General features: G+C 53.2%; 9 protein-coding genes and 1 rRNA gene (1 of these 10 cut by a window edge). 1 reads left to right on the top strand and 9 read right to left on the bottom strand.

What is annotated here, in order from left to right:
- From KI613_RS03300 to rplM, 6 genes are all read right to left on the bottom strand, one after another.
- A 16S ribosomal RNA gene (locus KI613_RS03300) occupies positions 1-358 on the bottom strand; it reaches 1,180 nt to the left of the window's first position.
- A gap of 508 nt (positions 359-866) precedes the next feature.
- The gene (gene erpA, locus KI613_RS03295; RefSeq protein WP_226403799.1) at positions 867-1,217 is read right to left on the bottom strand and encodes an iron-sulfur cluster insertion protein ErpA; all 351 of its coding nucleotides are present in this window, start codon (positions 1,215-1,217) and stop codon (positions 867-869) included.
- Between the two features lie 64 nt (positions 1,218-1,281).
- Entirely contained in the window at positions 1,282-1,683 is a 402-nt protein-coding gene (locus KI613_RS03290; RefSeq protein WP_226403798.1) for a bactofilin family protein, read from the bottom strand.
- Between the two features lie 11 nt (positions 1,684-1,694).
- Positions 1,695-2,273 (bottom strand): DUF6776 family protein, encoded by a 579-nt coding sequence (locus tag KI613_RS03285; protein WP_226403797.1) that lies wholly within the window; start codon positions 2,271-2,273, stop codon positions 1,695-1,697.
- A 347-nt stretch (positions 2,274-2,620) separates the two neighbouring features.
- Complete coding sequence (rpsI, locus tag KI613_RS03280) at positions 2,621-3,013, bottom strand: 30S ribosomal protein S9 (RefSeq protein ID WP_226403796.1); 393 nt, start codon at positions 3,011-3,013, stop codon at positions 2,621-2,623.
- Positions 3,014-3,022: 9 nt separating this feature from the next.
- Positions 3,023-3,451, bottom strand: a complete 429-nt coding sequence (gene rplM, locus KI613_RS03275) for a 50S ribosomal protein L13 (protein WP_117607868.1) — start codon at positions 3,449-3,451, stop codon at positions 3,023-3,025.
- Positions 3,452-3,950: 499 nt separating this feature from the next.
- Between rplM and KI613_RS03270 the strand changes: the two genes are divergently transcribed.
- Positions 3,951-4,379: an OsmC family protein gene (locus KI613_RS03270; protein WP_226403795.1), complete on the top strand. Its 429-nt coding sequence runs from the start codon at positions 3,951-3,953 to the stop codon at positions 4,377-4,379.
- Between the two features lie 16 nt (positions 4,380-4,395).
- On the opposite strand, the gene coq7 is transcribed toward KI613_RS03270, so the two are convergent.
- Genes coq7 through KI613_RS03255 form a run of 3 tightly spaced genes read right to left on the bottom strand, consistent with a single transcriptional unit; the run spans position 4,396 to position 6,089 of the window.
- A complete protein-coding gene (gene coq7 / locus KI613_RS03265; RefSeq protein ID WP_226403794.1) occupies positions 4,396-5,019 on the bottom strand; it encodes a 2-polyprenyl-3-methyl-6-methoxy-1,4-benzoquinone monooxygenase in 624 nt (207 codons plus the stop codon).
- 3 nt (positions 5,020-5,022) lie between these two features.
- The gene (locus KI613_RS03260; RefSeq protein ID WP_226405667.1) at positions 5,023-5,505 is read right to left on the bottom strand and encodes a CNP1-like family protein; all 483 of its coding nucleotides are present in this window, start codon (positions 5,503-5,505) and stop codon (positions 5,023-5,025) included.
- 35 nt (positions 5,506-5,540) lie between these two features.
- The gene (locus tag KI613_RS03255; RefSeq protein WP_226403793.1) at positions 5,541-6,089 is read right to left on the bottom strand and encodes an RNA pyrophosphohydrolase; all 549 of its coding nucleotides are present in this window, start codon (positions 6,087-6,089) and stop codon (positions 5,541-5,543) included.
- Positions 6,090-6,147 lie beyond the last annotated feature (58 nt).

The raw sequence follows: 6,147 nt of genomic DNA, 5'->3' as shown, positions 1-6,147 counted from the left end.
TTCCCCACTGCTGCCTCCCGTAGGAGTCTGGACCGTGTCTCAGTTCCAGTGTGGCGGATCATCCTCTCAGACCCGCTACAGATCGTCGCCTTGGTGAGCCTTTACCTCACCAACTAGCTAATCTGATATCGGCCGCTCAATCAGCGCAAGGTCTTGCGATCCCCTGCTTTCCTGCTCACAGAATATGCGGTATTAGCGTAACTTTCGCTACGTTATCCCCCACTGAAAGGTACGTTCCGATACATTACTCACCCGTTCGCCACTCGCCACCAGGATTGCTCCCGTGCTGCCGTTCGACTTGCATGTGTAAGGCATGCCGCCAGCGTTCAATCTGAGCCAGGATCAAACTCTTCAGTTCAATCCAACAAAAAAACAACTCACAATTCACTGACGGTAGAATTTAACTTCTACCTCGATGGATCTCTCCATCCGTGTGATTGCCTTTAATACTTTTTGCGACTTGCGTCGCTTTCGCATCAAGGCACCCACACCTATCGGTTGTCCAAATTTTTAAAGAGCTTCCAACTTCACCGCGCCGTCGCTTTCGCTTCGTCTGCAGCGGAGAGGCAAGATTATGAAGAACTTCTCTCACCCCGTCAAGCTTTTTTGCAAAATTTCTTGCTTCGCCTGACCCCCCTACAACCGCCGGAAACGCCCGGCACCGCAGGAGAGGTGCGCATTCTACCGATTAAATCCAAGCCGTCAACACAAAACTGAAACTTTCTCCAAACCCCATCAACAACACCCCTCAAATCAGTCAATTACACCGTAGAAAACTTCAACAACCCCGATCTCAGGAATACTTAACAAACCACATAGACGTAAAAAAGGCGGCCTTCGCCGCCCCTTTTCAAAAACCGAATTAATCAGGCCGAAAATGATGAGCCACAGCCGCAAGTTGAAGTTGCGTTCGGATTCCGAATAACAAACTGCGACCCCTCCAGACCTTCGCTGTAGTCGATCTCAGCGCCGACCAAGTACTGGTAGCTCATCGGGTCAATCAGTAGCGTAACGCCATTCTTTTCCATGGTCGTATCGTCCTCATTGACCTCCTCATCAAAAGTGAAGCCGTATTGGAACCCAGAGCATCCGCCACCAGTAACGAAAACGCGCAATTTGAGGCTGGGATTACCCTCTTCTTCGATCAATTCCTTTACTTTGCCAGCAGCGCTATCAGTAAAAACAAAGGGCGTGGTCATTTCAGTAACTGCGTTCATAAGACAAACTCCAGAGAAAATTCGTGCGAAATTATGCGAGCCGGCGGAATCACGGTCAATGTAATTAGGCAGAAGTTGCCAACTTTAGTTCCACCGGCTTGCTGGCAGAATGGAGCAAGCGCCCCTCGATGACAGCACCTTGCTGCATTTCAATTATGACGTACTCAACATCGCCAACGATGCGTGCCTTTGATTGCATCTCCAGCGACTGGGTCACAGCAACCGGACCGACAACCGTGCCATTCGTTACCAAATGAGCCACACTAACAGCCCCCTCAATGCGCGCATGCTCACTCAACACAAGCATGGAAGAAGACGCTCCATCGGCAGCGAGAATACTACCCTTGACCTCTCCATCGATGCGCAACCCCCCCGTAAAACAAACACTGCCTTCTACGCGAGTACCCGCACCAATCAGACTATCGATACGCCCCAAAGGCTTGCTTTCTGCTTTTTTTCCGAACATCTGGTCTACTCCTAGAGCTGAGCCAATCGCTTGAACTTAAGTGTATCACCCTGCAGAACCCTGGCCTCCACCCCTAGCAAGACCGCCCCTACCGGCAATTCAAATGCCCCCTCGCGACGCAGAAAATGCTTTAACTCGAGCTGATACTCCGCAACACTCTCTCGTTTATCCGGCAACAGCAACTGCACTGCCTTACCGGCGAGATCAAAGTCAATGACCAACTGAAGGCGCCCACGAAAATCAGGACTCTGCCTATCTGGCTGGAATGCAAGGAGCAGTCTATAGCGAAAATGCCCAGGCACCTCCTGAGCAACCCGAAAGTTCTCAATCCGAATTACGGCACCCTCTCCAGCCACCGGGATCAAACGCTCAAACAGAAGGATATCCTCCTTGAGCACAGCGTTTTGGGCCTCCAAGCCCTGAATCCTTCCCAGCAATTGCTGCTGAGTTGCTCGCTCAATACTGACCGCGTTTTGGCCAGTTCCTGCACCAGAGCGCAGAATATTCAACTCCTCTCGCTGCACGAGCAGCTGCTGACGCAACGCCTCAACCTCCTGCCCCAACGTACCCGCCTCATTGCGCTGAGCCATCAACCACCCGATCGCCCCAACCAAGAGAGCCAACAACACAGCCGGCAGAGCGAGCCATTGCCATGGCAAATAACTCCGGACAACCACCCTCGGCGCCGTAATCCCGAAACGCTGCCGAAACCGCCTTAGTCTCATGGCAAAAGCCGGAGTGGGCATAGCCCCGTGGTTTTGTCTTGACCCGACATCCCGCCCCTCTCCGCTCCGCCCACCATGATTGGCAATATCTTTATTAAACTCTAGACAATAGCCAGCATCAAGACACCGGCCTTCGAACAACGAAGCATAATACTCCGCGCCCTAAAAACAAAAAAGCCGCCCAAAGGCGGCTTTTTCCATCGCAAAGCGTATTAACGCTTCGAGAATTGCTTGCGACGACGAGCCTTATGGAAGCCGACTTTCTTACGCTCGACTTCGCGGGCATCGCGAGTAACGAAACCAGCCTTCGACAGTGCTGGCTTCAGCGCTGCGTCGTATTCAATTAGCGCACGGGTAATACCGTGGCGAACCGCGCCAGCCTGGCCGGATTCACCACCGCCAATAACATTTACCTTGATATCGAAGCCGCTCAATTGCTCAACCAGCGCCAACGGCTGACGCACAATCATGCGGCCGGTTTCACGGGAAAAGAACTGGTCAACCGGCTTGCCATTAACGACGATGGCGCCAGAGCCACGCTTCATGAACACACGGGCAACGGCGCTCTTGCGACGACCGGTACCGTAAAAATAACCTTCAGCCATGATAACCCCTTAAATTTCCAGAGCCTTCGGCTGCTGGGCAGTGTGAGGATGCTGTTCGCCAGCGTAGCACTTAAGCTTCTTGAGCATGGCATAGCCCAGCGGACCCTTGGGCAGCATGCCCTTAACGGCGGTTTCCAAGGCACGCCCCGGGAAACGCTGCTGCATCTTCTTGAAGTTGGTTTCGTAAATACCGCCCGGATAACCGGAGTGGCGGTAGTACTTTTTATCTTCGGCCTTGTTACCTGTCACGGTAAGCTTTTCGACATTGGTGACGACGATAAAATCGCCGGTATCAACGTGCGGAGTATAGATAGCCTTGTGCTTGCCACGCAGTCGGCGGGCAATTTCGGTTGCGAGGCGGCCGAGCACCTTGTCTGTGGCGTCTACCACAAACCACTCGCGCTTCACCTCATGTGGCTTGGCGGAAAACGTTTTCATATAAGTGTGCCGTCCTGAAAAATTTGGGCGCAGATTGGAGAAAGGCGCGGATTCTAGTCGACTCCTGCTGCAGGTGTCAATGCCTATCCATTCATTTCGACAAAAGGATAAAAAAAACGCGGCTCGCTGAGCCGCGTTAAATCCACACCAAAGGAGGAGGGTGGAGGAGACAAATCTGAACCGAAGGACTCATCGCTGTTAAGTCACTACAGTTCGTACGCTTTGCATTCTCCACGAACAGCAGCCTGAGCACAAGAGCCATTTGTGCGACGCACCATTTATATTATTATGGTGCAATAACAATTACTTATTTAAAATAACATAATGATAACAAGCGTTATATTAAACAATTAATTACTTTATTAACCATTACGAAAACATATGACACCCCCATCAGCCACGGGAAACCAACAATAATTTGCTGCAGCGCAACAACCTCCCAAATCAAACCCTAATACATCACATCCGTTAGAATTCACGATCTTGCAAGGAGATCAATATGGAATGCACCGTTAGATGGATGGGTAACGACGCCGGTATGTCGTTTGTCGCGGAGACAGGCAGCGGTCACGCCGTGGTTATGGATGGCGCGCCGGAGGCGGGGGGAAGAAATTTGGGCCTGCGACCGATGGAGATGGTTCTGGCCGGCACCGGGGGATGCACGGCATTTGATGTCGTATTGATTCTGAAAAAAGGTCGACATGCCGTCAGCGCTTGCGATGTCAGCCTGAAAGCTGAACGCGCCGAGAGCGACCCCAAGATTTTTACGCACATCCACTTTCATTACCGCGTCAAGGGCAAGCAGCTCAAGCCCGACGTGGTTGCGCGCGCGATCGAGTTATCGAAGGACAAATACTGCTCGGCGTCGATCATGATAGCCAAGACCGCAGAGATCACGCACGACTTCGAAATCATCGAAGAAGCGTGAGCTCTTCCTCGACAGATCAGATGCGGTAGGCGGCCCCGGTCATCACCTTGGCCGCCATTTTCATGGCGATTTTTATCGGCGCGGGAAGTTCGGCGGCACCGTACTGAATGGCCGTTTCGGCATGCTGAATCTCATCCAGACGCATCTGGTCGACAATCGCTCGCGAACGGCCGTCATCCACGGGCAAGCTGAGCAAATGTCCGTCCAAATGGGCTTCGACCTGCCGCTCGGTTTCGGCCAGGAAGCCGAGATTCCACTTATCACCCAGAGCGCCAGCGGTAAGTCCCAGGCTCAGAGAGCCAAGATACAGAAGCGGATTTAGCAGGCTCTTGTGCCCGCCCAATTCGGTGATGCGCTGTTCTGTCCAGGCAAGGTGCTCAGTTTCTTCGTTGGCCGCGCCACGTAGCGCCTCGCGGATTACCGGATCCCGGGACGTAAGTGCTTGTCCCTGATACAAGGCCTGGGCGCAAATTTCACCGCAGTGATTGACGCGCATCAGGCCGACAACGTGACGCTTTTGCTCGGTATCAAGATTAGCCTCCGGCAACATTTCGCCAGGCGTTGAACGAATGCTGCGGGCCTGCGCCAGCACCGTGCGCAGGGCACGGTCAAACTCGAGAATCAGTTGATCCGGGGACATTTTTCAGCGTTTGTTATCCGGGTGAACACCCTTGATCAAGGCATTTCGCGCTTCGGCGGCGTCTTGCACGATATTTCCAATTGGGCAGAAATACTCAAGGAAGAGCGCTGCATGCTGGCGATTCGCGTAGGCATCCTGAATGCGCACCCATTCGTTTTTCCGCGCCTTCGACCAACTGCCATCCAGCCGCCCCGAGGCATAGATACGGCGCTCACGGGTCTCGCAACGCATCCCTTCGTAGGTCACGTTGCGCGCGCCCTGCGGCGTCAAGACGAGCAGGACGTAGCGCACGACACCATCGCTGCCAACGGTGAGCGTCGCCCCATCGATAAAAAAGCGATTTTCAGTGGCTGCGCTGACGTAAAACGGTAGCAAAGTTTCTTGCTTGGGCGCCGCCGGCAGCTGAATCTCGATTTCCTGCCATTGCTTGCTTTCGTAATCTTCTTCGAAATCAGCAAAAACCGTGGCGGATGTGAGCATGGCCATCAACAAGAGCGATGCACTACGGAACAATGACATGGTTAATCCTCGTGCGAGGCGGGCATATCGGAATCCGCCGACTCACCGGCTAACCGCCGATGCTTCGCCCCTTTTCGGTCAAAATCGATAAAGCGGACAAGTTCATTGAGCGCCTGTTCATAAACAGAGCGCTTGAACTCGATCACCGCGTCGAGCGGAATCCAGTAGTCGTTCCAGCGCCAGGCATCGAATTCCGGCTTGTTGGTGGCACGCAGACTGACGTCATTGTCGCGCCCTACCAGACGAAGCAGAAACCAGATTTGTTTCTGGCCTTTATAAGAACCGCGCCATTCGCGCTTGATCCAGTGTGTCGGCACTTCATAACGCAACCAGCCTTTGGTTCGCCCAAGGATACGCACGTGCTCGGGCAGGAGCCCGACCTCTTCGTGCAGTTCGCGAAACATGGCTTCTTCGGGCGTTTCGCCACGCTTGATGCCACCTTGCGGAAACTGCCAGGAATGCTCCCGTATGCGTTTACCCCAGAAAACCTCGTTCTTGGCGTTACAAAGAATGATGCCGACGTTCGGGCGATAGCCTTCACGGTCGAGCATAGATATCCTGCAAAAATTAATAGTTAGCCGGATTCTTTCACAAAGGGCGCCCGCATGC

The sequence above is a fragment of the Ferribacterium limneticum genome, assembly GCF_020510585.1.
Classification (GTDB): Bacteria; Pseudomonadota; Gammaproteobacteria; order Burkholderiales; family Rhodocyclaceae; genus Azonexus.
This window is presented reverse-complemented; position numbering and strand designations above follow the sequence as displayed.

Bases quoted from the DNA above. Each gene is read 5' to 3' on its own strand.
- coq7 (WP_226403794.1), bottom strand. From the start codon at position 5,019: ATGTCCCCGGATCAACTGATTCTCGAGTTTGACCGTGCCCTGCGCACG.
- KI613_RS03285 (WP_226403797.1), bottom strand. From the start codon at position 2,273: ATGGCTCAGCGCAATGAGGCGGGTACGTTGGGGCAGGAGGTTGAGGCG.
- KI613_RS03255 (WP_226403793.1), bottom strand. From the start codon at position 6,089: ATGCTCGACCGTGAAGGCTATCGCCCGAACGTCGGCATCATTCTTTGT.
- rplM (WP_117607868.1), bottom strand. From the start codon at position 3,451: ATGAAAACGTTTTCCGCCAAGCCACATGAGGTGAAGCGCGAGTGGTTT.
- KI613_RS03270 (WP_226403795.1), top strand. From the start codon at position 3,951: ATGGAATGCACCGTTAGATGGATGGGTAACGACGCCGGTATGTCGTTT.
- KI613_RS03260 (WP_226405667.1), bottom strand. From the start codon at position 5,505: ATGGCCATGCTCACATCCGCCACGGTTTTTGCTGATTTCGAAGAAGAT.
- KI613_RS03290 (WP_226403798.1), bottom strand. From the start codon at position 1,683: ATGTTCGGAAAAAAAGCAGAAAGCAAGCCTTTGGGGCGTATCGATAGT.
- erpA (WP_226403799.1), bottom strand. From the start codon at position 1,217: ATGAACGCAGTTACTGAAATGACCACGCCCTTTGTTTTTACTGATAGC.
- rpsI (WP_226403796.1), bottom strand. From the start codon at position 3,013: ATGGCTGAAGGTTATTTTTACGGTACCGGTCGTCGCAAGAGCGCCGTT.